22 protein-coding genes and 7 tRNA genes are annotated in these 26,577 nt (G+C 68.0%); 14 read left to right on the forward strand and 15 right to left on the reverse strand.

The window, feature by feature from the left end; translation table 11 throughout:
• Positions 1–42: 42 nt before the first annotated feature.
• Both KXS11_RS05290 and thrS read right to left on the reverse strand, forming a co-directional pair.
• A complete protein-coding gene (locus KXS11_RS05290) occupies positions 43–603 on the reverse strand; it encodes an HIT family protein (protein ID WP_437384496.1) in 561 nt (186 codons plus the stop codon).
• On the reverse strand, positions 600–2,567 hold the full coding sequence (gene thrS, locus KXS11_RS05295) for a threonine--tRNA ligase (RefSeq protein ID WP_437384498.1): 1,968 nt from the start codon (positions 2,565–2,567) through the stop codon (positions 600–602). The genes KXS11_RS05290 and thrS overlap by 4 nt, the downstream gene beginning before the upstream one ends.
• A gap of 148 nt (positions 2,568–2,715) precedes the next feature.
• Between thrS and KXS11_RS05300 the strand changes: the two genes are divergently transcribed.
• Entirely contained in the window at positions 2,716–3,399 is a 684-nt protein-coding gene (locus tag KXS11_RS05300) for a lysoplasmalogenase (protein WP_437384499.1), read from the forward strand.
• Positions 3,400–3,464: 65 nt separating this feature from the next.
• Here the strand turns inward: KXS11_RS05300 and KXS11_RS05305 are convergent.
• From KXS11_RS05305 to KXS11_RS05330, 6 genes are all read right to left on the reverse strand, one after another.
• Positions 3,465–3,539: transfer RNA gene (locus tag KXS11_RS05305), tRNA-Val, on the reverse strand.
• Positions 3,540–3,559: 20 nt separating this feature from the next.
• Positions 3,560–3,630: transfer RNA gene (locus tag KXS11_RS05310), tRNA-Cys, on the reverse strand.
• Positions 3,631–3,688: 58 nt separating this feature from the next.
• A tRNA-Gly gene (locus KXS11_RS05315) sits at positions 3,689–3,760 on the reverse strand.
• A gap of 218 nt (positions 3,761–3,978) precedes the next feature.
• A tRNA-Val gene (locus KXS11_RS05320) sits at positions 3,979–4,050 on the reverse strand.
• A 50-nt stretch (positions 4,051–4,100) separates the two neighbouring features.
• Positions 4,101–4,174 (reverse strand) — tRNA-Cys (locus tag KXS11_RS05325).
• Between the two features lie 59 nt (positions 4,175–4,233).
• A tRNA-Gly gene (locus tag KXS11_RS05330) sits at positions 4,234–4,305 on the reverse strand.
• A gap of 171 nt (positions 4,306–4,476) precedes the next feature.
• Between KXS11_RS05330 and KXS11_RS05335 the strand changes: the two genes are divergently transcribed.
• The 7 genes from KXS11_RS05335 to KXS11_RS05365 all read left to right on the forward strand — a co-directional run bounded on the left by KXS11_RS05335 (position 4,477) and on the right by KXS11_RS05365 (position 11,836).
• A tRNA-Val gene (locus tag KXS11_RS05335) sits at positions 4,477–4,549 on the forward strand.
• Between the two features lie 59 nt (positions 4,550–4,608).
• Positions 4,609–6,153 (forward strand): DUF3375 domain-containing protein, encoded by a 1,545-nt coding sequence (locus tag KXS11_RS05340; protein WP_437384501.1) that lies wholly within the window; start codon positions 4,609–4,611, stop codon positions 6,151–6,153.
• Between the two features lies 1 nt (position 6,154).
• Positions 6,155–7,021: a DUF4194 domain-containing protein gene (locus KXS11_RS05345; protein ID WP_437384503.1), complete on the forward strand. Its 867-nt coding sequence runs from the start codon at positions 6,155–6,157 to the stop codon at positions 7,019–7,021.
• On the forward strand, positions 7,018–10,407 hold the full coding sequence (locus KXS11_RS05350) for an ATP-binding protein (RefSeq protein ID WP_437384505.1): 3,390 nt from the start codon (positions 7,018–7,020) through the stop codon (positions 10,405–10,407). Before KXS11_RS05345 ends, KXS11_RS05350 begins: the two co-directional genes overlap by 4 nt.
• 43 nt (positions 10,408–10,450) lie before the next feature.
• Positions 10,451–10,894 carry an META domain-containing protein gene (locus tag KXS11_RS05355; protein ID WP_437384506.1) on the forward strand — a complete coding sequence of 148 codons (444 nt, stop codon included), beginning with the start codon at positions 10,451–10,453 and terminating at the stop codon, positions 10,892–10,894.
• Positions 10,891–11,445: a GNAT family N-acetyltransferase gene (locus KXS11_RS05360; protein ID WP_437384508.1), complete on the forward strand. Its 555-nt coding sequence runs from the start codon at positions 10,891–10,893 to the stop codon at positions 11,443–11,445. The genes KXS11_RS05355 and KXS11_RS05360 overlap by 4 nt, the downstream gene beginning before the upstream one ends.
• A gap of 31 nt (positions 11,446–11,476) precedes the next feature.
• Positions 11,477–11,836 (forward strand): hypothetical protein, encoded by a 360-nt coding sequence (locus KXS11_RS05365; RefSeq protein ID WP_437384510.1) that lies wholly within the window; start codon positions 11,477–11,479, stop codon positions 11,834–11,836.
• On the opposite strand, the gene KXS11_RS05370 is transcribed toward KXS11_RS05365, so the two are convergent.
• From KXS11_RS05370 to zapE, 3 genes are all read right to left on the reverse strand, one after another.
• The gene (locus tag KXS11_RS05370) at positions 11,821–12,366 is read right to left on the reverse strand and encodes a type II toxin-antitoxin system PemK/MazF family toxin (protein ID WP_437384512.1); all 546 of its coding nucleotides are present in this window, start codon (positions 12,364–12,366) and stop codon (positions 11,821–11,823) included. The two genes, KXS11_RS05365 and KXS11_RS05370, sit on opposite strands and share 16 nt — an antisense overlap.
• Positions 12,367–12,452: 86 nt before the next feature.
• Positions 12,453–13,682 carry an ammonium transporter gene (locus tag KXS11_RS05375; protein WP_437384514.1) on the reverse strand — a complete coding sequence of 410 codons (1,230 nt, stop codon included), beginning with the start codon at positions 13,680–13,682 and terminating at the stop codon, positions 12,453–12,455.
• Between the two features lie 199 nt (positions 13,683–13,881).
• The gene (zapE, locus tag KXS11_RS05380) at positions 13,882–14,922 is read right to left on the reverse strand and encodes a cell division protein ZapE (protein ID WP_437384515.1); all 1,041 of its coding nucleotides are present in this window, start codon (positions 14,920–14,922) and stop codon (positions 13,882–13,884) included.
• A gap of 159 nt (positions 14,923–15,081) precedes the next feature.
• Here zapE and KXS11_RS05385 point away from each other — a divergent pair, with 159 nt between their 5' ends.
• Both KXS11_RS05385 and KXS11_RS05390 read left to right on the forward strand, forming a co-directional pair.
• Positions 15,082–15,984, forward strand: a complete 903-nt coding sequence (locus KXS11_RS05385; protein WP_437384516.1) for a sulfurtransferase — start codon at positions 15,082–15,084, stop codon at positions 15,982–15,984.
• 81 nt (positions 15,985–16,065) lie between these two features.
• On the forward strand, positions 16,066–16,500 hold the full coding sequence (locus KXS11_RS05390; RefSeq protein ID WP_437384518.1) for a SufE family protein: 435 nt from the start codon (positions 16,066–16,068) through the stop codon (positions 16,498–16,500).
• A gap of 32 nt (positions 16,501–16,532) precedes the next feature.
• On the opposite strand, the gene KXS11_RS05395 is transcribed toward KXS11_RS05390, so the two are convergent.
• A complete protein-coding gene (locus tag KXS11_RS05395) occupies positions 16,533–17,750 on the reverse strand; it encodes an alpha/beta hydrolase family protein (RefSeq protein WP_437384519.1) in 1,218 nt (405 codons plus the stop codon).
• 25 nt (positions 17,751–17,775) lie between these two features.
• On the opposite strand from KXS11_RS05395, the gene KXS11_RS05400 reads away from it, so the two are divergent.
• The 4 genes from KXS11_RS05400 to KXS11_RS05415 all read left to right on the forward strand — a co-directional run bounded on the left by KXS11_RS05400 (position 17,776) and on the right by KXS11_RS05415 (position 23,034).
• Complete coding sequence (locus tag KXS11_RS05400; protein ID WP_437384521.1) at positions 17,776–18,372, forward strand: DUF3000 domain-containing protein; 597 nt, start codon at positions 17,776–17,778, stop codon at positions 18,370–18,372.
• Positions 18,365–19,612, forward strand: coding sequence for an HRDC domain-containing protein (locus tag KXS11_RS05405; RefSeq protein WP_437384523.1), 1,248 nt, complete (start codon positions 18,365–18,367; stop codon positions 19,610–19,612). Before KXS11_RS05400 ends, KXS11_RS05405 begins: the two co-directional genes overlap by 8 nt.
• A 74-nt stretch (positions 19,613–19,686) precedes the next feature.
• Complete coding sequence (locus tag KXS11_RS05410; protein ID WP_437384525.1) at positions 19,687–20,892, forward strand: thiolase family protein; 1,206 nt, start codon at positions 19,687–19,689, stop codon at positions 20,890–20,892.
• On the forward strand, positions 20,893–23,034 hold the full coding sequence (locus tag KXS11_RS05415) for a 3-hydroxyacyl-CoA dehydrogenase NAD-binding domain-containing protein (RefSeq protein WP_437384527.1): 2,142 nt from the start codon (positions 20,893–20,895) through the stop codon (positions 23,032–23,034). It begins immediately after the preceding gene.
• 67 nt (positions 23,035–23,101) lie between these two features.
• Here KXS11_RS05415 and KXS11_RS05420 read toward each other — a convergent pair whose 3' ends face one another.
• The 3 genes from KXS11_RS05420 to dxs are packed head-to-tail and all read right to left on the reverse strand — an operon-like array spanning position 23,102 to position 26,479.
• A complete protein-coding gene (locus KXS11_RS05420; RefSeq protein ID WP_437384529.1) occupies positions 23,102–24,079 on the reverse strand; it encodes an aldo/keto reductase in 978 nt (325 codons plus the stop codon).
• Positions 24,076–24,459, reverse strand: coding sequence for a MerR family transcriptional regulator (locus tag KXS11_RS05425; protein WP_437384531.1), 384 nt, complete (start codon positions 24,457–24,459; stop codon positions 24,076–24,078). The genes KXS11_RS05420 and KXS11_RS05425 overlap by 4 nt, the downstream gene beginning before the upstream one ends.
• Before the next feature lie 55 nt (positions 24,460–24,514).
• A complete protein-coding gene (gene dxs / locus KXS11_RS05430; protein ID WP_437384532.1) occupies positions 24,515–26,479 on the reverse strand; it encodes a 1-deoxy-D-xylulose-5-phosphate synthase in 1,965 nt (654 codons plus the stop codon).
• Positions 26,480–26,577 lie beyond the last annotated feature (98 nt).

Below are 26,577 nucleotides of genomic sequence, written 5' to 3' on the forward strand. Positions count from 1 at the left end.
TTGGACTTGTGGTCTGCGGACGAAGGACGGGGCCGAGCCGGGTCAGGCCGGTTCGGGCCAGGCGTCGGCGATGGCCTTGCGAACGTCTCCGAGGAGCTGTGGCAGTGCCTTGGTCTGCGCGATGATCGGGAAGAAGTTCGCGTCCGTCGCCCACCGCGGCACGATGTGCTGGTGGAGGTGTGCAGCGATCCCCGCCCCGGCAACGGCTCCCTGGTTCATGCCGAGGTTGAATCCGTCGTTCCGAGAGACGCCGCGGACGACCTTCATCGCCGTCTGCGTGAGACTGCCGATCTCCGCGACCTCCTCCGGCGTCGCGTCGTCGTACATCGCGACGTGACGGTACGGGCAGACCAGCAGGTGTCCCGAGTTGTACGGGAACAGGTTGAGGAGCACGAAGGCGTGTCGACCGCGGTGCACGATCAGCGCCGCCTCGTCGTCGAGCGTCGGGGCGATGCAGAACGGGCAGCCGTCGTCCGACGGCTGGCCCTGCGTGATGTAGACCATCCGGTGGGGCGTCCACAGACGCTGGAACGCATCAGGGACGCCCACCAGATGAGAGCTGTCGATCGACTCGATCGACTCCGGCTCAGTGCCCGAGGTCATGCGGGCAGATCCGTTGCTGTGTTCACCTGCACCTTGGCGGCGATCGCAGCCTGGATGCGACGGACCGCGTCAGCCGCGGGCACGCCGTTCTCCTGCGTGCCGTCACGGAAGCGGAAGCTGACCGCGCCATTGGCCTGGTCCTCTTCGCCGACGATCAGCTGCACGGGCACTTTCGCCTTGGTGTGGTTGCGGATCTTCTTCTGCATGCGATCGTCGGAGGCGTCGAGTTCTGCTCGGACGCCGTTCGACCGCAGTTGCTCGACGACCGTGCCGAGGAAGTCCTCGTACTGTTCGGACACCGGGATACCGACGACCTGGACCGGTGCGAGCCACACGGGGAAGGCACCGGCGTAGTGCTCGAGGAGGATCGCGAAGAACCGCTCGATCGAGCCGAGGAGCGCGCGGTGGATCATCGCCGGACGCTTGTGCGTGCCGTCCGAGGCCGTGTACTCGAGCTCGAAGAGCTCGGGCAGGTTGAAGTCGAGCTGCACCGTGGAGAGCTGCCACGTGCGACCGATCGCGTCGCGTGCCTGCACGGAGATCTTCGGGCCGTAGAAGGCTGCACCGGCGGGGTCGAGGACGAGCTCGAGGCCGGAGTCGATCGCGACCTGGCGCAGGGTCTCGGTCGCCTCGTCCCACACCTCGTCGGTGCCGACGTACTTGTCGGGGTCCTTCGTGGACAGCTCGAGGTAGAAGTCGTCGAGCCCGTAGCCCCGCAACGTCTCCAGGACGAACTGCAGCTGACGGGCGACCTCGTCCTTGACCTGCTCGTCGGTGACGTAGATGTGTGCGTCGTCCTGCGTCAGCCCGCGGACGCGGGTGAGCCCGGACAGCGTGCCGCTCTTCTCGTAGCGGTAGACCGTACCGAATTCCGCGAGGCGGAGGGGCAGCTCGCGGTAGCTGCGTCCGCGCGCGCGGTAGATCAGGTTGTGCATCGGGCAGTTCATGGGCTTCAGGTAGTAGTCCTGGCCCTGGCGCGTGACGTGACCGTCGGCGTCGACCTCCTGGTCGAGGTGCATGGCCGGGAACATTCCGTCCTTGTACCAGGCCAGGTGCTGGCTGACCTCGAACAGGTGCCCCTTGGTGATGTGCGGGGTGTTGACGAGTTCGTATCCCGAGGCGAGCAGTCGCTGGCGCATGTAGTTCTCGATCTCGTTGCGGATGATGCCACCCTTCGGGTGGAACACCGCGAGACCGGAACCGATCTCCTCGGGGAAGCTGAAGAGGTCGAGCTCGGCGCCGAGTTTGCGGTGGTCGCGCTTCGCGGCCTCCTCGATCCGGGTCTGGTACTCGCGCAGCTCGTCCTTCGTGGGCCACGCCGTGCCGTAGATGCGCTGCAGCTGCGGGTTCTTCTCGCTGCCCCGCCAGTAGGCGGCAGCGAGCCGTGTCAGCGCCCAGCCGTTGCCGATCATGCGGGTGTTGGGCAGGTGCGGCCCGCGGCAGAGGTCCTTCCAGACCGTCTCGCCGGTCTTCGGGTCGACGTTGTCGTAGATCGTGAGCTCGGCGCCACCGACCTCGACGCTCTCACCATCGGCTCCCGAGCCACCCTTGAGCCCGATGAGTTCGAGCTTGTAGGGCTCGCCGGCGAGTTCCGCACGGGCCTCCTCCTCGGTGACCACACGTCGCACGAAGCGCTGCCCCTGGCGGATGATCCGTTCCATCGCCTTCTGGAGCACCTTGAGCGCTTCGGGGGTGAACGGTGCGGCGACGTCGAAGTCGTAGTAGAAACCGTCGGTGACCGGGGGGCCGATGCCCAGGTTGGCATGCGGGTCGACCTGCTGCACGGCCTGCGCGAGGACGTGGGCTGCCGAGTGGCGAAGGATGCTGAGACCGTCGGGTGAATCGAGGTGGACCGGCTCGACGGTGTCGGTCTCCGTCACCGTGGCGGCGAGGTCCTTCAGTTCGCCGTTGACGCGCATGGCGACAACGGATCGATCGGTGAACAGTGCGAACCCGTCACTCACGGATGATCCCTCTTTCTCAGCTGAAACCTAACCGTGCAAGCCTACCGTCGTCGGCAGCTCGCGGCACTGCGCGCAGTACGCACGACGATGGATCATCCGGAAGCCGCTCGGTAGAGTTGACGGCACACGACGCTCCGGGGGTGGCGGCATGACGACGGTACGCAGATCCACAGCCGCGACGGCACTGTTCGCCGCGTTCCCGGCCATCGCCGTCGTGCACATCTCCGCGCTGGCGCTGGACGTGGAGTGGTTGTCGCTGGCGACGAAGCCCTTCCTGATGCTGATCCTGGCCCTCGCGCTGCTCTGGTCGATCCACCGGTTGAGCACCGCCGCAGTGACCGCACTGGTGGCAATCCTGTTCAGCTGGCTCGGCGACGTCGTCCTGATGGTCCCGGGCGGGGTGCCCTTCGCGATCGGGATCCTCTGCTTCATGCTCGCCCAGGCGGCCTATGTGGTCCTCTTCCTCCGTCGGCTGCGGACGCGACGCCGCCCGCCGTGGTGGGCCCTCGTCTACCTCGTCTGGCTCGTGGCCGGCATCGCGCTTCTGAGCCGGCAGGACATGGGTGCGTTGTACCCGGCAGTCGTCCTCTACGGCGTGGTCATCGGTGCGATGGCCACCTCGGCGACGATGACCACGCCGACCATCGCGGTCGGTGGGGCGCTGTTCCTCATCTCCGACTCGCTGATCGCGATCGATCGATTCGTCCCAGCGGTCAGCGTGTGGGCCGCCGACGAGATCATCATGGCGAGCTACGCGCTCGGCCAGGGGTTGATCGTGTGGGGTGTCACCGAGGTGCTTCGTCGGCCTCAGCCGGTCGCGGTCGGCATGTGAGCGTTCGAGCACCTGCGCCGGAACGACGAAGGGCCCGAGCTGTACGCTCGGGCCCTTCGTGTTTCTGGTGGGCGATACTGGGATCGAACCAGTGACCTCTTCCGTGTCAGGGAAGCGCGCTACCGCTGCGCCAATCGCCCAGATGAGTGGTGTCCTTGCGAGGTGGCGACGGGATTCGAACCCGTGTGGACGGCTTTGCAGGCCGCTGCCTAGCCTCTCGGCCACGCCACCACGTGTGAAGAAACACACGGTCGAATGGGCCATCGTGCTGCTGACCCATCGACACTCGAGCGGATGACGAGATTCGAACTCGCGACCCTCACCTTGGCAAGGTGATGCGCTACCACTGCGCCACATCCGCATTCGTACCCGTTTCCGGGTGCTTGGAAACTCTAGCCGATGTTCCGATGAGATGTTGACACGCTGCGGTGCGTTCCCGCCGCGAACCCTTGACGTTCCGCGGAAAAACCGCCTGAAAATGATTCTTCCCGGGCGCGTCGCCGACTCGAGGGCGGTGTGGATGGAAACGAGAAAAGCCCCGGACGGTCTCGTCCGGGGCTTTCAACGTGGTGTAGAACGTGGGCGATACTGGGATCGAACCAGTGACCTCTTCCGTGTCAGGGAAGCGCGCTACCGCTGCGCCAATCGCCCGGGTCGGCATCTGTGGAGACACTCCGCCGGGATGTTGCTGTGATGCTGAGTGGAGGTGGCGACGGGATTCGAACCCGTGTGGACGGCTTTGCAGGCCGCTGCCTAGCCTCTCGGCCACGCCACCACGTGTGAAGAACACACTGCCGCGCGAAACTGCCGTAGAGACAGTGTCACTGACACTCGAGCGGATGACGAGATTCGAACTCGCGACCCTCACCTTGGCAAGGTGATGCGCTACCACTGCGCCACATCCGCATTGTTGCCCGCATTGCTGCGTGCTCGAACGACTCTAGCCGATAACCGGACCGATGTTCAAACCGGCGTGTCGACGGCGTGGCACATCGGCTCGATGTGCGTTCGGCCCCCGCGATCGGCTAGTATCGTGACTCGCGGCTGTTCGACACCTTCGAGGTTCGGATGTCCTGCGGGCGATTGGCGCAGTTGGTAGCGCGCTTCCTTCACACGGAAGAGGTCATCGGTTCGAGTCCGGTATCGCCCACTCCACTCCCCCGAGCCAGCTCGGGGGTTTTTCCATGTTCGGACCTGACGAGGAGCGCGGTGGGAGAGATCGACGGCGAGTTCGGCCGCGTCCGCGACGCGCTCGAACGCCCGGCGATCCGGCTGCTGAGCAGGCCGACGGCACCGGCGGTCGTCGCGATCTTCCGCACGACGTTCGGACGTGAGGTCCAGTTCGTCGCCGCAGACCGCTTCCACCTGCAGGTCGAGGAGTACCTCGCCGAACTCGCCGCGCGCGGAGCCCGCATCCCCGCCGGTGGGGACGAGCGCGGCGGTGGTCGGACACTCTGCCGCGAGTGGGTGCACGACCAGTGGCTCGTCCGGACGAGCACCGACGACGGTGAGGAGCAGTACTCGCTGACCTCGCACGCGCTCGAAGCGGTCTCGCTCGTCGATGGACTCGCGCACGACCGTGCGCTCATCAGCGAGTCGCGCCTGACGATGATCCTCGACTCCGTGCGCCGCTGGGCGCTGCAGGCCGATCCGGATCCCGACGAGCACCTCCGCAGGATCGACGCCCAGATCGCGGAGCTCACAGCGGAGCGCGAACGCGTCGCGCGCGGTGGGGTCGTCGCCGCGGCGAGTGACGACCGCATGCATGACGGGTACGCGAACATCGCAGATCTGATCCGCCAGCTGCCGAGTGACTTCCGGCGCGTCGAGGAATCGGTCATCGCGATGCACCGGCGCATCGTCGAGGACTTCCGCAACGACACCCGGCCGATCGGTGAGATCCTCGACGACTATCTGCGGCGAACCGACGAGCTCATGACGGCGACGGCCGAAGGACGGGCGTTCGAGGGTGCGTTCGAGCTCCTGCGGAACGACGCGCTCCTCCAAGACCTGAAACACGACCTCTCGACGATCCTCGACCACCCCTTCGCCTCGCGTCTCGGTGCGAACGAGCTCCGCGGTTTCCGTGGGGCCGTCGGCATCATCCGGCAGGGCATCGACGACGTCCTCGCACAGCGTCGACGCCTGACCTCGACGCTCCGCGATCACATCGTGCACCACGACGTGGTGCAGGACCGCGAACTCGACACCACCCTCCGAGCGCTGAACCAACGCCTCGGTATCTGGATGCGCACCGCAGGTCCGCGGACGACCGTGGACGTCCAGCTCCTGCCGGCGTCCATCGACATCGAGCACCTGCGCGAGCGCTTCCACGATCCGGACGTCGACACCGCTCCCCCGCCCATCTCGAGTGCGGCGACCCGTGCCGACGGCCCCGCGATGTCGCTCGACTCCCTCCGCTCCCAGGGCGGTCCGCTGCTCGAGGAACTCCGGGCAGGGCTGATCGCCGGCACAGCTGCCGGCGCATCGGACGCGCACACGGTCTTCTCCGGGCTCGATGAGGAACTGCGCCGCCCGGTCGAACTCTTCGGCCTGGTGCACCTGATGTCCGGGCTCGGCGCCTACGACGAAGCCGCTCCCCGCCGGCGCTACGAGACGGTCCGCCCGGACGGTACGACCGCGGCGTTCGAGCTGCCGGCCTTCCCGCTCGCGGGGGCCGCGCTCGAGAGACTGTCGCAGACCGCCGCCAGCAGCACAGCAACCGGCCACAGGCCAGACAACGGAACGGAATGACATGACTGCAGAACAGGACATGGTCGCCGAACAGGACGCCGCCCTCGCAGCCGGGGCACACATCCCGACGCTCGTCGATCCATCCGGGGCGGCGGCATCGGACGGACCGGCCGATACCGCTGGTCAGGACCGCGCGGCGGGCGCCGATGCGGACGAGCTCGACGATCGTGAGTCCTTCGCGCTCTTCGAAGGCGACACGGGCCGTCTCGACGGCGCACAACGACGCGCGCTCCTCGCCCTCCTCAAACACCGCTATGTGAGCCCCGCCCTGCACCCGACCGAATGGCGCACCATCCTCGACGCCGAGGATCTGCTGCGTTCGCGGCTCAACGACCTCTTCCTCGAACTGGCGGTCGACCGCACGGCCGAGGTTGCGTTCAAACGGCAGGCGAGCTCGGAGAGCGGCCGTCGCCCGTTCCCCACCCTGCTGCACGACACGGCCTACACGCGAGAGGAGACGATCCTGCTGGTCTACCTGCGGACGCGTTTGCGAACGGAGCAGGCCAACGGCGCGCGCGCCGCGATCGTCGAACACGATGAACTGCTCGGCTTCGTCGCCAGTTTCCGTCCGGAGCACGCCACGGACCGAGCGCGTGACGACGGCCGGGTCGAGCGTGCCATCGAGAAGCTGTTGACGGCACGCGTCCTCCTTCGGACGAAGGACCAGCGTCGCCACCGCATCGCGTCGGTGGTCGAGACGCTGCTGCCACTCGAACGTCTGCAGGAGCTCCTCGAGTGGCTCGAGACGCAGACGGCCGTGGAGCCGGCGACCGACGCGCTTCCGCCAGAGCTGCTCGACGACGACTCAGACGAGGTGGCGACGGCCGAACCCACGCCGTCGACACCAGCAGCGGAGGATGAGCGATGAGCCGCACCATCGAGACGGACACCCTCCTCGACGTGGTCGAGCAGTGGCGCGTCGAGCGCATGCAGCTCATCAACTGGGGTGGCTTCGACGGATATCGCAGTGTCGACTTCGCCTCCCGAGCGACCCTCATCTCCGGTGCGTCCGGCACGGGCAAGAGCTCGCTCATGGACGCCTACCTCGCCGTCATGATGCCGTCGGACGTGCCGTTCAACGGAGCGTCGAACGATGCGACGGTCGGCCGTGCCCGAAACCCCGACCAGCGCAACCTGCTCACGTACCTGCGAGGCAAGGTCGACTCGACCCGCGACCCGCAGACCGGCGCGATGCGCGACATCAACCTCCGCGGTTCGGACCAGCTGACCTGGGGCGCCGTCGCCGTCACGTTCGTGAACGACGACGAGCGCAGGTTCACCGTCGTCCGCGCCTATCTCGTGCCGCGGCGCGCCATGCGCACCGGCGACCTCTCCATGACCATGGCGACCGTCGACGGTCCCTTCGAACTCACCGAGCTGGAGGCGTTCGTCCCGAAGCGCTTCGACGCCGGCGAACTCCAGGGCCGGATCCCCGGCTTCGTGGTCCGCGACACCTACGCGGAACTCTCCTACACGCTCCACACCCGTCTCGGGATCGGCGCCGGTGGCGACGGTGGTCGTGCGATGCGTCTCCTCGCGAGGATCCAGGCCGGACAGCACCTGCCGACGGTCGACGGTCTCTACAAGTCGATGGTGCTCGAGCGCCCTGCCACCTACGACGCCGCAGACCGCGCACTCGCGCATTTCGAGGCCCTGGACGAGGCCTATCTCGCAATGGAGACCGAGAGCCGGAAGGCCCGGGTGCTCGATCGCCTCGGCGAGCTGCACAGCGACTACGAACAGGGACACCGGGCCGCTGCGGAGCTCGAGCGTCTCGGTTTCGCCGAGGATGGCGCGACCCCGTTCAACGTGTGGCGCAGCCGCGCGCACGAGACCCTGCTCGACGAGGCGGTCACGCGCAACCGGCGCGAGAAGTCGGAAGCGAGTGCGACGCTCGAAGCGGCGCGGGCGCGGGCGGCAGCAGCCGGCGTCAGGCTCCGCGAACTGGAGCGCCAGGTCTCCGAACAGGGCGGCAGCGCGCTTCGACGGGCCGAGGAACGCCGAGAGGCCGCGGACGTCGCGCACAGCGAGGCGCTCCGTGCCCGGGCCCTGTTCGACGAGCGCACCGAGGACCTCGGCGACGTGATCGACGACGAGGACGCGTTCACTGCTGCCCGCAGCGACAGTGAGGCCTTCCTCGAGGCGTACGAGACGGCGCTCGAGACGATCGAGGAGGAACGCTCGGAACTGCACCGTGAGGCGTACCCCCTCGAGGAGCGGAACACCGAACTGCGCCTCGAGCTCCAATCGCTCCGCGGCCGTGACGGTGCGGTCCCTGACCGGCTCCACCGGGCCAGACTCGCCCTCGCCGAGGCCGTCGGTCTGGATGCGGAGCAGCTGCCGTTCGTCGCCGAGCTCATCGAGGTGCCACCGGCGCACAGCGCCTGGCGTCCGGCGATCGAGATCACGCTGCACGGGCTCGCCCGCACCCTGCTGGTCGACGAGGCGCACCTCGACGCGTTCGGCAGGGCGATCGACGACGTCCGTATCCCGGTGCGCCTGCAGTTCGAAGGCGTCGCGCTCAGTGCCAGTACGGTCCCGGCGGCCGGGGATCCGGCATTCGTCTCCGGTCGTATCGCCTACAAGGCCTCTCCGTTCAGCGCTTGGATTCAGGAGAGGGTCTCCTCCGATCGCATCGACGCACGGTGCGTGGACTCGGCCGCCGAGCTCTCCGGCCCCGGCCGGCGTGTCACGGCGAGCGGGCAGCTCCGTGACGGACGTAGAGGCTCGCACGGTGATCCGGGCGGCGCGTCCATCCTCGGGTTCACGAACGATGCGCGGATCGCCTCGATCGAGCAGGAGATGGCCGAGTTGCGCGGACGACTCGAGCGGATCGCCGGACGTCAGGCGGTCGTCCAGGACCGCTTGGCGCGTCTGGAGTCGGAACGTCTCGCGCACCGGTTCCGCCTCGACACCGAGTGGTCGAAAGTCGACGTCGTCGGTGCCGCAGAACGACTCACCACGGCTGGAGCCGAGCTGGAACGACTGCTCGACTCGAACGACGTCCTCCAGGAGCTCCAAGGGTCCGTCGCGGCTGCCCAGCGCGAGCTGGATGCAGCGAACGCTGAGCGGTTCCCCGCCGAGGACCGGGTCAGGCGGCTCGACGAGCAACACGGCACCCTCGTCGACGAGCAGGATGCCGCGACGACGGTGATCGACGACTTCGAACGATCGGATGCGGCTGAGGCGCTTCCGTCGGACGTCGAGCGCATCGAAGCTGCACTCGCCGCCGTCGGTGGCGCGGATTCGTTGGGTGGCTTCACCGATGCCGTGAAGCGCGTGCGGGCCCGGCTCGCTGAGGAGCTCGCTGGCGCGCTGCGGCAGGCCGAACAGGCCGCGCTGGCGCAGGTGCACATCTTCGAGAGCTACCAGTCGATCTGGCACGACCCGAACCTGGGAACGACGCTCGAGTCCTACCCGGACTACCGCGCGATCCTCGACGGGATCCTCGGTACCGGTCTGCCCGAGCGGCGCCAGGAGTGGCGTCGGCGCCTCTCCCAGTGGAGTGGCGAGGACCTCGTCCCGCTCAGCAGCGCGTTCGAGAGTGCGGTCGAGGAGATCGAGGACCGCCTCGTCCCGGTCAACGACATCCTGCGCGACCTGCCGTTCGGACCCGATCACGACCGTCTGAAGATCGTCCTGCGTCGAGGGAGCCGCGAAGAGCTGTCCGCGTTCCGCCGCGAGCTGCGGGCGCTGTCGGGCCAGGTCTCGGCTGAGCTCGACGACAGTGCGCTCGAGGCGAGGTTCCAGCGCCTCCGTCGGTTCATGGACTCCATCCGCGACACCGCCGGCTCCGGCGCGGCCACCTCGGCCCGCGACCAGCTGCTCGATGTCCGCCGCCATGTCGAGATCACCGCGGTCCGCTACGACACGCAGGGACGCGACGTGAGCGTGTACTCGTCGCTCGGTGACAAGAGCGGTGGTGAGACGCAGGAACTCGTCGCGTTCATCGTCGGCGCCGCCCTCCGTTACCAGCTCGGTGACGAAGCCCGCCCACGTCCGCGGTTCGCGCCCGTGCTGCTGGACGAGGGGTTCATCAAGGCCGACTCCGAGTTCGCTGGACGCGCCGTGGTCGCCTGGTTGCGGCTTGGTTTCCAGCTCGTGATCGGTGCCCCGCTCGACAAGGTCACCGCGCTCGAACCGTATATGGATCGACTGCTCTCGATCCGGAAGGATCCAGAGACGCGCCACGCCTGGGTCGCCGAGATCGAACGCGTCACAGAGCCCGAGCGGATTCCTGAGCCGACGCGCTAGCATCGAGCCAGTTGCGGCCGGGCGGCCGTCGGAGGGGATGGACATGTTTGCAGGCAACGGGTCCGGTCGGGGACGCACCGCAGCCTTCGGTGTCATGGGCGCAGCGCTGCTCGTGCTCGCCCTCTCGGGATGCGCGTCAGGAGCCGATGGCGGTGCAGGCGCCTCGACCACGGCACCAGCCGCCGAGTCCGGCGACGCGGTCGGCATCGTCGGTGTCTGGGGTGATCCCGACACCCAGGACGCCCCGTCGCTGGTGTTCGCGGAGGACGGCAAGGTGACGGGGACCGACGGGTGCAACCGCCTCATGGGCTCCTGGACGGCCGACGGCGACACGGTCGAGTTCGCACCGCTCGCCTCCACGCGGATGGCCTGCGAGGGTGTCGACACCTGGTTGTCGCTCGGCGCGTCCGGCACGTGGACGGACACGAGCCTCGTGGTCCTCGACGAGAGCGGCGCGGAGATCGGCACGCTCGAGCGTTCGGAGTGAGGAAACCCACGGCCGAGGTCTGGTCGCCGGTTCTGCCGATCGAGACGGATCGGCTCATCCTCCGCGGTCACCTCCTGACCGATCTCGACGACCTCGTCATCTTCCACGGTGATCCGGAGGTCACCCGCTACATCCCGTGGCCGGTGCGCACCCGAGAGCAGACCGCGGCGGCGCTCGAGCTGAAGCTCGCCCAGACGGTGGTCACTTCGGAAGGAGGCTGGATCGTGCTCGCGGTCGAGGAGCGTTCTTCGGCAACGGTCATCGGTGAGGTGCTTCTGAAGCGCGCTGATGACGCTGCACGCACCGGTGAGGTCGGCTACGCCTTCGCGAGGTCTGCGCAGGGCCGGGGTCTGGCGAGCGAGGCCGTCCGGGCGATACTGGAGCTCGGGTTCGCGACGTTCGGGCTGCGGACGATCGTGGCGCAGGTGGAACTCGGCAATGCGGCGTCAGCGCGCCTCCTGGCACGCCTGGGCTTCGTGCGCGATGCCGAAACCGTCAACGCAGCGGACGGCATCGAGCTCGCGGTGTTCCGGCGCACGATCCCGACTTGACGCGCATCGCGTTCGAACATATGTTCGATACATGTCCGATCGTGCCGTATCCCCGCCGATCCGCATCGGCGAAGCCGAGTGGATCGTCATGCGAGCTGCGGTCGATCGACCGGCGGCCGTCGTGCGGTACTTCGCGCCCAGCGGAGCGCCCGCCTACTTCCGCTGCGTGAGCTGGGCGCCTCGCTCTGAGGACCGCCGACTCATCGGCCGCTTCGCGACGCTCGCCGAAGCCGAGCGCGCGGTACCGGCGAGCGATGCCGCTCCCCCGCCCGGCTCGACCAGGCAGGGCGGCGCTGCGCCCCCAGCAGATGCCTGGGAGCGCGGCCAGATGCCCTGGGACGCCGCTCCGCGCCGCAGCAACCGATACGACGGGGCTCAGCGCCAGCCGTAGCGCGCACGGAGGGCGGCGGCAACCGGGCTGAACCGCTCCGTCGGCAGCTGGGCGGCTTCGCGTCGCATGCCGGCGGGGTGCACCCGGAACACCCGGTCGAGGTTGGCCCAGCTCGGTCGCCCGGCACTGTCCCATGTTCCGGTACCGAGCGGCACGAAGTCGCCCTCGTGCGAGTGGTCCTTGCTCGTGAGCTGGACGACGAGCACCCATGCGTCGTCTGCGCGAGCGACGACGAGGACGGGACGGTCCTTGCCGCGACCGTCGCGTTCCTCGAAGGGCACCCAGGTCCATACGATCTCTCCCGGGTCGGGATCGCCGTCGACGACCGGGTTGTAGCTGAGGGACACCGCGCCGACGCGTCGTGGGTCGACCTCGATCGTCGCTGTCGCGCCATACTGCCCTGGGGAGCCGCCGCTGGCCGACGGACCGGCGGTCGGCGCGGACCGGACGGTCGGGGGTCCTGTCGGATCCTTCGTCGAACTGAGGAACGCGTTCGCGACGCGACGGAGGATCGAGGTGAAGGTTGCCACGTCGCCACCCTACCGCCGTCCGTGCACGACGAACGGGCGCCGTCCAGTGGACGACGCCCGTTCGGGAGATCTGGTCGACGCTCGGGTCAGTCGACCAGGGCGTAGCCCTCCTCGCCGTGGACCGTGGTGTCCACGCCGGCGATCTCGTCTTCGTTCTTGATGCGGAAACCGATCGTCTTCTCGATCGCGAAGCCGATGACGAAGGCGACGATGAAGGAGTAGATGAGGACGGCGAAGGCTGCGATCGCCTGGACTGCGAGCTGCTCGATGCCGCCACCGACGAAGAGGCCGGTCTCGGTGGCGAAGAAGCCGAGGTACAGGGTGCCGATGAGGCCACCGACGAGGTGGATGCCCACGACGTCGAGCGAGTCGTCGAAGCCGAGCTTGAACTTCAGTTCCACGGCGATCGCGCAGACGGCACCGGCGACGATACCGAGGAGGAGTGCCCAACCGGGCGTCAGGTTGGCACACGCCGGGGTGATGGCGACGAGACCGGCGACGGCACCCGATGCGGCGCCGACCGAGGTGGCCTTGCCGTCCTTGAACTTCTCGACGACGATCCAGCCGATGATGGCCGCGGCGGTCGCGCCGAGCGTGTTGACGACGATGAGGCCGACGTTCGCCATCTCATTGAGCCACTCGGCACCGGCGTTGAAGCCGAACCAGCCGAACCACAGGATGGCGGCACCGAGGAGCGTGAGCGGCACGTTGTGCGGCTTCGTGATGCCCTTCTGGAAGCCGATGCGCTTGCCGAGGACGAGTGCGAGCGCGAGTGCTGCCGCACCGGCGTTGATGTGGACGGCGGTACCACCGGCGTAGTCGATGACGCCGATGCCGGCCTCCTCGCCGAAGAGCGTGGTGCCGAGGTTCATGATCCAGCCGCCGCCCCAGACCCATGCGGCGATCGGGAAGTACGCGATCGTCGCGAAGAGACCCGCGAAGATCATCCACGAACCGAACTTCGCACGGTCGGCGATGGCACCGGAGATGAGCGCGATCGTGATGATGGCGAACGTCGCGCCGTAGGTCACGCCGACGAGGTCGGTGTTCGCCGTGTCACCGCCCGCGAGTGCGGTGAGGCCGAAGTCGGAGAACGGGTTGCCGGCGAACTCCATCGGGCCGCTGACGGCGGACATGTTGAAGCCGTAGAGGATCCACAGCACGCTGATGAGGCCGAGCGCACCGAAGCTCATCATCATCATGCTGACGACGCTCTTGGCCTTGACCAGACCGCCATAGAAGAATGCGACGCCGGGGGTCATGAACAGCACCAGAGCGGTGGCTGTGATTCCCCAAGCAATACTGCCTGTGTCCATTGGGTTTTCCTCACACATCGTGATCTTGCAAAGGATGTCCGAGGTGGTGAGGACTCGCGGAGCTAGGGCTCGCCGTCCGACTCGGTACAGCGACCAGTCTGGGGAGTGGACGTTTCAGCGCGACTGTTTGCGTGTTTCCGGGGTGTTACGCGAGTGGCTCCCAGGTAAAAAGCGTGTTTCGTGACGCAGGATCGATGCGTCAGGCCATCGCGGTCAGCGCGATCATGCGTGACATCGCGCGCAGGTACTTCTTTCGATACCCGCCGTTCAGCATGTCGCCACCGAACACCTCGTCGAGTGCGGTCCCTGTCGTGACGACCGGGATCTGGGCGTCGTACACGCGATCGATGAACGCGACGAGCCGCAACGCCTCGCTCTGCCCGGTGAGTTCGTGCACATCACGCAGGGCGATCATGTCGACGCCCGCGATGAGACCGAGGAAGCGGGACGGGTGGACGAGCGCGAGGTGCGCGATGAGGGCGTCGAACCCGTCGACGGTGACCGTGTCCCCCGAGGCGAGTCTGGCCGCTGTCCGCTCCTCGAACTGAGCGTCCGTGCTGACGACGGCGTGCCCCTCGATACTGCGGCGACGGTAGTCGGTGCCGTCGATGCGCAGCGTCTCGAAGTGGGCGCTCATCGCGTGGATCTCGCGGAGGAAGTCCGCGGCGGCGAAACGGCCCTCGCCGAGCGCGTTCGGCGGAGTGTTCGACGTCGCCGCGATCTTGGTGCCGGTTGCGACGAGTTCGCTGAGCAGTCGCGTCATCATCATCGTGTCGCCCGGGTCGTCGAGCTCGAACTCGTCGATGCAGATGAGGGATGACCCCTTCAACTGTTCGACGGTCGCTGCATAGCCGAGTGCGCCGACGAGTGCCGTGTACTCGATGAACGTCCCGAAGTACTTCTTCCGGCCCGGAGCCGCGTGCCAGAGCGACGCGAGCAGGTGCGTCTTGCCGACGCCGAAACCGCCGTCGAGGTAGACGCCGGGCTTCGCGGCTTCCACCTTCGGCTTGCGACGACCGAAGAAGCCGCCGCCTCCGCCCGCGGTGGGCGCGAAGAACCCTCGGAGTTTCTCGACGGCCGCAGCCTGCCCCGGGAAGTCCGGGTCCGGGCGATAGGAGTCGAAGCTTGCCTCGTGGAACTGGCGAGGCGGTGTGAGGCTTGCGACGATCTCTGCGCCGCTCACCGTCGGCACCCGATCGGTGAGGCTCGAGAATCCGGTCGGGACGGAAGACGTGGACACGGCGATACCTCTGGCTCGGGGGTGGGCTCTCAGATGACGGAGTCTGACACGACGGTGCAGTGTCGCGGCGCGGACCGCGTACATTCGAAGGACAGGCTTCCAGCCTAGATGCACGACACCCGAGCCCCATCGCAGCCTGCTGCACAACCGGAGGTATCCATGACCGTCGACGCCGATTCGACCTCTTCCAAGTTCACCGCCTACGCCCACCCCGAGCGCCTGGTCACGGCCGAGTGGCTCGAAGCGCACCTCGGCGAACCGGGCCTCGTGGTCGTCGAATCCGATGAGGACGTGCTGCTGTACGAGACCGGCCACATCCCGGGTGCGGTCAAGGTGGACTGGCACACCGATCTGAACGACCCGGTGCAGCGCGACTACATCGACGGAGCCGGTTTCGCCGCGCTGCTCGGTTCGAAGGGCATCTCGCGCGATGACACCGTCGTGATCTACGGCGACAAGAACAATTGGTGGGCGGCCTACGCACTCTGGGTGTTCAGCCTCTTCGGTCATGAAGACGTCCGCCTCCTCGACGGCGGACGCGACAAGTGGATCGCCGACGGACGCAGCGTCACCCGCGACGAGACCGATGTCACCCCCGTCGAGTACCCCGTCGTCGAACGCGACGACAGCGTGCTCCGCGCCTACAAGGACGACGTTCTCGCGCATCTCGGCAAGCCGCTCATCGACGTGCGCTCCCCCGAGGAGTACAGCGGTGAGCGGACCACCGCGCCCGCCTATCCCGAGGAGGGTGCACTGCGGGCCGGACACATCCCGAGTGCGCAGAGCGTCCCGTGGGGCAAGGCCGTGGCCGAGGACGGCACGTTCCGACCCGCCGAGGAACTCGACGCGATCTATCGCGCCGGAGCGGGCCTCGCCGAGGGTGACGAGGTGATCGCGTACTGCCGCATCGGTGAGCGTTCGAGCCACACCTGGTTCGTCCTGCAGCACCTGCTCGGCTTCGAGAACGTGCGGAACTACGACGGCTCGTGGACGGAGTGGGGCAGCGCGGTCCGCGTCCCGATCGTGCAGGGCGCAGAACCGGGTGAGGTCCCGGCGCGCTGACCGCAGCATCGTCGATGATCGCCTCCGTGCACGGTCCACGGGGGCGATCCTGCGTCTGGCGGCTGCGATACTGGAGGCATCATGACCGATGCCCCCCTCGCCCCGAACCTCGCTGACATCCGCGACGAATTCCTCGCCGTCGAGGAACGCGCCAGACTGCAGCTGCTGCTCGAGTTCAGTGACGAGCTGCCTGAGCTCCCGGAGCGCTACCGCGACCATCCCGACCTCATGGAGCGCGTCCTCGAGTGCCAGGCGCCGGTGTTCTTCTTCGTGGAGGTCGACGGCGGCGGCATCGTGCACCTCTTCGCCACCGCTCCGGAGGAGGCACCGACCACGCGCGGGTTCGCGAGCATCCTGGTGCAGGGGCTCGCCGGCCTCACCGTCGACGAGGTGCTGGCCGTGCCGGACGACTTCCCGCAGATGATCGGCCTCTCCCGCGCCGTGTCCCCCCTGCGCCTGCGCGGGATGTCCGCCCTCCTCGGACGGGCGAAGCGCCGCCTGCGAGAGTTGGGCTGACGCCGGGCGGACACCGTCGGCCGACGACCGGATCAGTGCCCGGGTGGCAGCGGGACGAGTTCTTCGAGCCAGTCGGACACCGCAGCGGTCCACCGCTCGGGGTCGTAGTTCCACAGTTTGGTGTGGCGGGCGACCGTGAACGGGACGAAGGTCACGATGTCCGGCCTCGCGAGGGCGAGCGCTCTCGACGGGCCGGCCGGAACGTAGCCGTCGTCGTCGCTGTGCATCAGCAGGATGGGCAACGCGAGGTCGGCTGCGTTCGCCACGTAGTCGAGCCGTGCGAGGTCGATACTCGTCGCCTGCCCGGTGAGCAGGCGACCCCATCGACGGCTGATCGCAAGCAGCGCGACGCGGCCGACGAGTCCGGGGATCCGGTTCTCTCGCGCCTGGTGTTGCAGCACGTCGACCCAGTCGATCACCGGCGAATCGAGCGCGATCGCACGGAGGAGTTCGGGGTGACTGGTGCGGCGAGAGGCCTGCAGCACGATCGCACCGCCCATGGACCAGCCCATGAGCACGACGTCGGCTGCACCCTGCTCGCGGACCCACCCGATGGCGGCGTCGACATCGCGCCACTCCTCGTCGCCGAGCGCGTAGCGGAAGTCCGCGGCCGGCGGCGCGTCTCCGTCGTTGCGGTAGGACACGAGGAGACAGGAGTACCCGGCGTTCCGGAAGCTCGGAACCGCTCGGAGGGCCTCGGAGCGCGTCGTCCCCCGGCCGTGGACGAGCACGGCCCAGCGCGACGACTGGCCGGCCTCAGGATGGATGGCCCAGGCGGGAGCCGGACCGAGCGGTGTCGGGACGAGGACCTCCTCCGAGGGCAACCCCAGCTCCTCGGGCCTGCGGAAGAACCATCCGCTGAACTCCGCCTCTTGGCCGACGCGCAGCGCCTCGATGTCGCCGCCGAGGAGCGTGCGGACGACCGTGCGCTCGCGGACCTCGACGATGTCCCCCAGTTGCACGTACGCTGCTCGCCGGGTCACCCAACTGCCGTAGCGGCCGGGCACGATCGTGTCGGGGGTCGAGATGAGTTCGATCGTCCCGGCTGAGCGGTCGATCCGGACGATCCGTGCCTCGCTCGGGCGGTCCCGTGCCGGGACGACGACCTTGCGGGCGACCGTCGCGACCACGGCGAGGCCGAGCGCTCCCACTGCAGCGGCGCCGACACCGGCGATCATCGCCGCATCGGCGAGCGTCGATCCCCGTGTTCCGACTCCGCGTCCACTCCCGGCGTGCCTCTGCGCTTTCATCGGGATGTAACTCTAGTCTTCACACGTGGTAGAGAGTCCGACGACGGCCAAGGTTCCCGAAGAGTTCGCCCGCGCGGTGGACGCTGTTCGTGCTGCGGCCGTGCGGCCAGATCTCAGAGTCACCGAGATCCCGGCCCCGAGCAACCTCGCGCCCTATGCGATCGCGCTGGCGGCCGATGTCTCGCCGAGCCGTCACGACGCGGATTCCGAGCTCGGCACCGGACGTTTCGTCCTGCTCTACGACCCTGAGGGGTCTGACGCGTGGGGTGGCCGCTTCCGGGTGGTCTGCTTCGCGCAGGCACCGCTCGAGACGGAGATCGGTCTCGACCCCTTCCTCGCCGAAGTGGCCTGGTCGTGGCTCGTCGATGCGCTCGACGCGCGGGGTGCGGAGTACGACGCCGCCTCCGGCACCGCCACGAAGATCATCTCGAGCGGATTCGGCGAACTCGCCAGACAGGGCGATGGGGCGCAGATCGAGCTTCGGGCGTCCTGGACCCCGCTCGAGAGCGACGTCGCGGCGCACGTGGAAGGATGGGGAGAGCTGCTGTGCATGCTCGCCGGCCTGCCTCCGACCACCGAAGGGGTGACCCTGTTGTCCGTCAAACGAGCTCATCGTGAGTGAGCCGGGCGCCGAAGCCGCTCCACTGACCTCGCCGCCCGCCCCCGCTCAGCCGCGAGTCGTCACCGACACCCGTGAGGCGTACCTCGCTTCGCTCGAGGTCCTCGCCGCCGGCCACGGCCCGTTCGCACTCGATGCCGAGCGCGCCTCCGGGTACCGCTACTCGCAGCGCGCCTACCTGATCCAGGTCTTCCGTCGCGGAGCCGGCGTGTTCCTCTACGACCCGCCGGCGATCGGCTCGATGAGCGAGCTCGGCGAGCTGATCCAGGGCGAGCAGTCCATCCTGCACGCAGCCAGTCAAGACCTCGCCTGCCTCCGTGAGGTCGGCATCGACCCGAGCGAGCTCTTCGACACCGAGCTCGGAGCGCGCCTCCTCGGTCTCCCCCGCGTCGGGCTGGGAGCCGTCGTCGAGGAACTGCTCGGTATCCACCTCGCGAAGGAGCACTCCGCCGCCGACTGGTCGACGCGGCCACTGCCGGCAGCCTGGCTGGAGTACGCGGCGCTCGACGTCGAGCTGCTCGTCGACACCGCGGAGCGACTCGCCGAGCGCATCGAGGAGGCAGGGAAGACGGACATCGTCCGCCAGGAGTTCCAGGCCACACTCGACCGCGAGGCGAAGGCCCCTCGTGCCGAACCGTGGCGACGACTCTCCGGACTGCATGCGGTGCGGGGCCAGCGCAACCTCGCCGTGGCCCGTGAGCTGTGGCGAGCGCGGGACGAGCTCGCGCAGCGACGTGACACCGCGCCCGGCCGCCTCATCCCAGACGCCTCGATCACCGCCGCTGCCAGGGTCAACCCCGCGACGAAGCGCGACCTCGCCTCCATCTCCGACTTCCGCGGGCGTGCAAGCCGCACGGAACTCGACCTGTGGTGGGCCGCCATCCAGACCGGCCAGACGACCGACGACCTCCCCGGGGCTCGTCCGAGCAGTGACACGCTGCCGCCCCCGCGCAGCTGGGTCGACAAGAACCCGGACGCGCACGCGCGGTACACCGCTGCCCGCACCCGGATCCTCGCGACGGCCGAATTCCTGACGATGCCCGTCGAGAACCTCCTGACGCCTGAGACGCTGCGCCGTCTCGCCTGGACGCCGCCGCAACCGCTCACGGTGGAGACGGTCTCCGCTGCCCTCGAACAGCACGATGCGCGCCGATGGCAGATCGATGCGACGGCGACGGCCATCGTCGACGCCTTTGTGGAGTCCGCCCAAACGTCGGAGGACACTCCCCCCGACGCTTCGTAGGAAGCGCTGCACCCCGGCCGGTGCCACACCTCGCCGCCTAGGATCGGGGCGTACCCCGAGAATGAGGAGGCAACGTGGCCGAACAAGCCGACGTCGTATTCGTTGATGGAGTCCGGACACCGTTCGGACGCGCCGGCGAGAAGGGCATGTACTGGAACACTCGAGCCGATGATCTGATCGTCAAGGCGATCATCGGACTCCTGGAACGGCACCCCGGCCTCCCGCTCGAGCGCATCGACGAGGTCGCCATCGCGGCGACGACCCAGCAGGGTGACCAGGGGCTCACCCTGGGCCGGACGGCCGCACTCCTCGCGGGACTCCCGAAGTCCGTCCCCGGGTTCGCGATCGACCGCATGTGTGCCGGTGCGATGACCTCGGTCACGACGCTCGGCAGCGGCATCGCCTTCGGTGCGTACGACCTGGCCCTCGCCGGCGGCGTCGAACACATGGGTCGTCACCCGATGGGTCTCGACGCAGACCCCAACCCGCGCTTCCTGGCGGAGCGCCTCGTCAGTGAGGACGCGCTCAACATGGGCAAGACGGCCGAGCGCATCCATGATCGCTTCCCGCAGCTCACGAAGGAACGCTCCGACCGCTTCGGTATGCGGAGCCAGCAGAAGGTCGCCGCCGCCTATGAGGCCGGACGGATCCAGCCGGACCTCGTGCCGGTCGCCCTGCGCAGTGACAGCGGCTGGGGACTCGCCACAGGTGATGAGGGACTCCGCCCCGAGACGACGATGGAGGGCCTCGCGGGCCTGAAGACGCCGTTCCGTCCGCACGGCCGAGTCACCGCCGGAAACGCGTCCCCGCTCACCGACGGTGCGACGGTCAGTCTCCTCGCCAGCGCCTCGACGGCCAAGGAGCTCGGACTCGCCCCGAAGATGCGGATGGTGAGCTTCGCCTTCGCCGGCGTCGAACCGGAGATCATGGGCATCGGGCCTGTGCCCTCCACCGAGAAGGCCCTCCGCAAGGCCGGCCTCACCATCGAGGACATCGGGCTGTTCGAGCTCAACGAGGCGTTCGCCGTCCAGGTGCTCTCCTTCCTCGACCACTTCGGGATCGACGACGAGGACCCCCGCGTCAATCCGTGGGGCGGCGCGATCGCCATCGGTCACCCGCTTGCGGCTTCCGGCGTGCGGCTCATGATCCAGCTCGCGGCGCAGTTCGCTGAGCACCCCGAGGTCCGTTACGGCCTCACCGCGATGTGCGTCGGACTCGGCCAGGGCGGCACCGTGATCTGGGAGAACCCACACTTCACCGGCAAGAAAGGGCGCAAGTAGATGACCGACTACACGACCATCGACTTCTCCGAGCTCGTCGCGATCAGCGGCGACGACGAGGTCGTCACGCACTGCTTCGTGAAGGATGCGAAGCTCGCCAGCGGCCGCACCATCGCGCTCATCACGCTCGACAACGGTCGCGACCACACCCGTCCGAACACGTTCGGGCCGGTGACCTTGCTCGAGCTCGACGGTGTGCTCGAAGCCCAACGGGCTCGTGCGGCTGCGGGCGAGATCGACGGTGTCGCGATCACCGGCAAGCCGTTCATCCTCGCGGCGGGTGCCGACCTCAGCAAGGTGGGCGACATCCCGTCCCACGCGGTCGCCACGAAACTCGCGCAGCTCGGGCACCATGTGCTCGGCAAGCTGGAGGACCTCGGCGTCCCGACGTTCGTGTTCATCAACGGGCTCGCGCTCGGTGGCGGTCTCGAGATCGGCCTCAACGCGAACTACCGGACGATCGACGCGTCCGCGCCGGCGATCGCGCTTCCCGAGGTCTTCCTCGGACTCATCCCCGGGTGGGGCGGTGCCTACCTGCTGCCGAACCTCATCGGGATCGAGAACGCCCTGAACGTCGTCATCTCGAACCCGCTGAAGAACAACCGCATGATGAAGGCCCCCGATGCGCTCGGTTACGGCATCGCCGACGTGATGTTCCCCTCGGCCAACTTCCTCGAGGACTCGCTCCGCTGGGCGGACGGTGTGCTCGGCGGCACGGTGAAGGTCGAGCGCAAGAACGTGCCAGGCAAGATCGAACGCACCATCAAGTGGCCGGTCGCGATCAACACCGCGCGCAAGATGCTCGAGAGCCGGATCGGCACGGTCGCGAAGTCGCCGTACACTGCACTCGCCCTCCTCGAGGCCGCGCGCAGCGGCACGAAGGCGGAGGGTTTCGAGCGGGAGGACACGGCCCTCGCGGAGCTCATCGTCGGGGACCAGTTCCAGGCCAGCATGTACGCATTCGACCTCGTGCAGAAGCGTGCCAAGCGTCCTGCCGGAGCGCCGGACAAGCAGCTCGCGCGCCGGGTCACGAAGGTCGGCATCATCGGCGCCGGCCTCATGGCGAGCCAGTTCGCCCTGCTGTTCCTTCGTCGTCTCCAGGTCCCCGTGGTCATCACCGACCTCGACCAGGGCCACGTGGACGCGGGTGTTGCGCGTATCCGTGGCGAGATCGACGCCCTGCTCGGCAAGGGGCGCATCTCCCCCGACGAGTCGAACCGGCTGAAGGCACTCCTGTCGGGCACGACCGACAAGGCGGACTTCTCGGATTGCGATTGGGTGATCGAGGCCGTGTTCGAGGAGGTCGGCGTGAAGCAGACCGTCTTCGCGGACGTCGAGCAGTACGTGTCAGCCGAGACGGTGTTGGCCACCAACACCTCGTCGCTCTCCGTCGAGGAGATCGGCGCGAAGCTCGCCCACCCTGAGCGTCTCGTCGGTTTCCACTTCTTCAATCCGGTGGCGGTCATGCCGCTGCTCGAGGTGGTCAGGACGCCGTTCACCGATGACGCGACGCTCGCGACGGCGTTCGCGACCGCGGCGAAGCTCAAGAAGAGTGCCATCCTCACCGCAGACGCCCCGGGATTCATCGTCAACCGCCTGCTGGCGAAGGTCATGGGTGAGGCCGCTCACGCGCTCGATGCCGGTACGCCACTGTTGACGGTGGAACGCGCCTTCGCGCCGATCGGGCTCCCGATGACGCCGTTCCAGCTCATCGACCTCGTCGGCTGGAAGGTCGCAGCCCACGTCCAGGACACGATGGTCGGGAAGTTCCCGGAGCGCTTCTTCGCTTCGGAGAACCTTCACCGGCTTGCGGCGCTCGACGCCGTCGTCGAGAAGGACAAGGGTGGCAAGGTCACGGGGTTCACGAAGCAGGCGCAGAAGGTCCTCGCCACGGGCGACACACCGCTGACCGAGGCAGAGATCCTCCGTCGCGTCGAGGACGGCCTCGCCTCCGAGATCAAACTCATGCTCGACGAGGGCGTGGTGTCCGCCGCGGAGGACATCGACCTCGGGCTCATCCTCGGCGCCGGCTGGCCGTTCCAGGACGGTGGGGCCACTCCGTACCTCGACCGCGTCGGCGCGAGCGAACGTGCCTTCGGTGACACGTTCCACCACCCGCCGATCCGTGGCGTGCAGGCCTAGTCAGCGCCGCTCAACGATGCAGGGGCGTCCTCCACCTCGGGGTGGAGGACGCCCCTGCATCGTGTGTTCAGCGGTTCACGCTGCTCATGTCCGGGTAGCGGTCACCGGCCGGCACCCGGAGCGCATCCAGTCGCGAGAGCGCCTCGGCGGACAGGACGAGATCGTCGGCGCCCAGGTTCTCCTCGAGGTACGTGATGCGCTTGGTGCCGGGGATCGGTGCGACGTCGTCTCCCTGTGCGAGCAACCACGCGAGCGCGACCTGCGCCGGTGTCGCGTCGAGGGATGCGGCGATCTTGTCCACTTCCTCGACGATCGCGATGTTCTCACGCAGGTTGTCTCCCGCGAACCGGGGATTCGCCCGTCTGAAGTCGCTCTCATCGAGCGCGTCGAGCGACCTGATCGACCCGGTGAGGAAGCCTCGACCGAGCGGCGAGTACGGCACGAAGCCGATACCCAGCTCCCTGACGGTCGGCAGGATCTCGGCTTCGGGATCACGGCTCCACAGCGAGTACTCGGTCTGCAGGGCGGTGATCGGGTGCACGGCGTGTGCCCGGCGGATCGTCTCCGGCGCTGCCTCCGACAACCCGATATGACGGATCTTCCCCTCGGCGACGAGCTCGGACAGTGCACCGACGGTCTCCTCGATGGGCACCCCCGGGTCCACCCGGTGGAGGTAGTACAGGTCGACGACGTCGGTCCCGAGTCGTCGCAGCGACCCTTCGATGGACAGCCGGACGTTCGCGGCACTCCCGTCGGGACCGTACTTCCCGTCGCTCGTGTTGCGGATGGTGCCGAACTTCGTGGCGAGCGTCACCTCGTCCCTGCGAGACCCGAGTGCCTTCCCGAGGAGCTCCTCGTTGAGGTACGGACCGTACATCTCCGCGGTGTCGAAGAAGGTGACGCCGAGGTCGAGCGCGCGGTGGATGGTGGCGATCGATCCGGCGTCGTCGAGCGCCGCCCCGGTGTAGAACGCCGACATCCCCATGCAGCCGAGGCCGATGCGGGCGATGTCCGGTCCGTGTGTTCCGAGCGTGATGTGCTTCATCGTGTTGCCACCTGTTCTGTGTAGAGTTCGATCTTGCGATCGATGACCTCCAGCGAACGCTGCATCTCCTCGAGGCGCGCCACGAACGTGATCCGATGGCGGAGCAGCAGCTCGAGCCTCGCCTCAGCCGTGTCGTCGCCGCGCTGCACGAGCTCCGTGTATTCACGGAGGGTCGCGATCGGCATCCCCGTCGACCGGAGTCGGGTCAGGAAGACGACCCAGTTCACGTCGCCGTCGCTGTACCGGCGGTGCGTTGACGAACTGCGGTCGATCGGGCGGGGCATGAGTCCTGCGCGCTCGTAGTAGCGAAGCGTGTGGACGCTCACTCCGGTCCGGATCGACACGTCTGAGATGGCGTAGCCCTCGTGGAGAGTGGTCATGGCCTCACGATACGACTTCGAGTGCACTCGAGGTCAAGCGCCTCGCAGCCGGCGTTCAGCCGCCGTGCGAACCCGTTGTCGTGGGTTCTGAGGCCGAGGCATCTTCCGACGTCTCGCCGGGCAGCGGGCGCGCAACCGGAATGCGGCTGCCGAGCACCTGGGCGACCACGTCGCGGGCGATCTGTTGCGCAGTGAGACCCGCGTCTTCGAGGATCTGCTCTCGCGACGCGTGCGGGATGAACTCGTCCGGGACGCCGAGCTCGTCGACCGCGGTGTCCACGCCCGATTCGCGCAGCGTCTGCCGAATCCGTGTGCCGATGCCGCCGACGCGGATGCCGTCCTCGATGGTGATCACCAGGCGATGCTCTGCGGCGAGGCGCACGACGGATTCTGCCACCGGGACGACCCAGCGCGGGTCGATCACGGTCGCGCCGATCCCCTGCCGCTCGAGTCGTTCCGCGACGTCGAGCGCGATGGGTGCCATGGGACCGACCGCGACGAGGAGGACGTCTCGGCGCTCCGCCGCTCTGAGGACGTCGACGCCGTCGATGAGTCGTTCGACCGCGGGAAGCGGTTCGGGGGCGTTCCCCTTCGGGAAGCGGATGACCGTGGGAGCGTCGTCGATCTGCACCGCCTCCCGGAGTTCCTCGCGGAGTCGTTCGCCGTCTCGGGGCGCAGCGATCCGGATACCAGGGACCACCTGCAGGATCGCGAGGTCCCAGATGCCGTGGTGGCTCGGACCGTCGGGCCCGGTGACACCCGCACGGTCTAGCACGACGGTGACGCCGGCGCGGTGCAGCGCGACATCCATCAGCAGCTGGTCGAACGCTCGGTTCACGAACGTCGCGTAGACGGCGACCACCGGATGCAGTCCGCCGAAGGCGAGGCCCGCCGCCGACGTGAACGCGTGCTGTTCGGCGATGCCGACATCGTGGACGCGCTCGGGATACTTCTCCGCGAACGCGTGCAATCCGACGGGGCGGAGCATGGCGGCGGTGATTCCGACCACGCGCGCGTCGGCGTCGGCGACCGCGACCATCTCCTCGCTGAAGACCCCGGTCCAGGACTGACTCGTCGGGCCACCGACGGGTTCACCCGTCTCCGGGTCGATGCGACCGACCGCATGGAACTGGTCCGCCACATCGTCTCGCGCCGGCTGGAAGCCTCGACCCTTCTCGGTGATCGCGTGCACGATGACCGGCGCACCGAAGTGCTTGGCCTGCGTGAGCGCCTCCTCCATCGCGTGGAGGTCGTGGCCGTCGACCGGGCCGATGTACTTGATGTCGAGGTTCGAGTAGAGCGCTTCGTTGTTCGTCAGCCGGGACAGGAACCCATGGGTGCCTCCGCGAACGCCGCGGTAGAGCGCGCGACCGGGCGCCCCGAGCAGGTTGAACGCCCGCTGGCTCCGCTCACGGAGGTCGCGATAACTGCGGCGGGTGCGGACACCGCTCAGAAACCTCGCCATACCGCCGATCGTCGGTGCGTAGGAGCGGCCGTTGTCGTTCACGATGATGATCAGCCGACGGGTGTTGTCGTCGCTGATGTTGTTGAGCGCCTCCCATGTCATGCCGCCCGTCAAGGCGCCGTCGCCGACGACGGCCACCACATGGCGTTCGTCCTGGCCCGTCATCTGGAAGGCTCTCGAGATGCCGTCGGCCCAACTCAGAGAGCTCGACGCGTGGGAGCTCTCGACGATGTCGTGCGGCGACTCGGAGCGCTGGGGATAGCCGGCGAGTCCGTCACGCGTCCGAAGCTGCGAGAAGTCCTGCCGGCCGGTGAGGAGCTTGTGGACGTAGGACTGGTGCCCGGTGTCGAAGACCATCGGGTCGTTCGGCGAGTCGAAGACCCGGTGCATCGCGATCGTCAGCTCGACGACGCCGAGGTTCGGGCCGAGGTGCCCACCCGTCTTGGAGACGTTCGCGATGAGGAAGCCGCGGATGTCTCCCGCAAGTTCGACCAGCTCCGCCTCGGAGAGGGCATCGAGATCACGCGGGCCGTTCAGGTGCTCGAGTACGGTCATGCTGTCGTCCCTCCACGGTGCTCCGGCACCGATCGCTCGGCGCCTGTCATCGAGTCTACGCGCCGTGGTCCGAACGTCGCCCGAACGGCTTCGGCCGG

Origin of the sequence: Plantibacter flavus, assembly GCF_051487245.1 — a bacterium.
Classification (GTDB): Bacteria; Actinomycetota; Actinomycetes; order Actinomycetales; family Microbacteriaceae; genus Plantibacter; species Plantibacter flavus_B.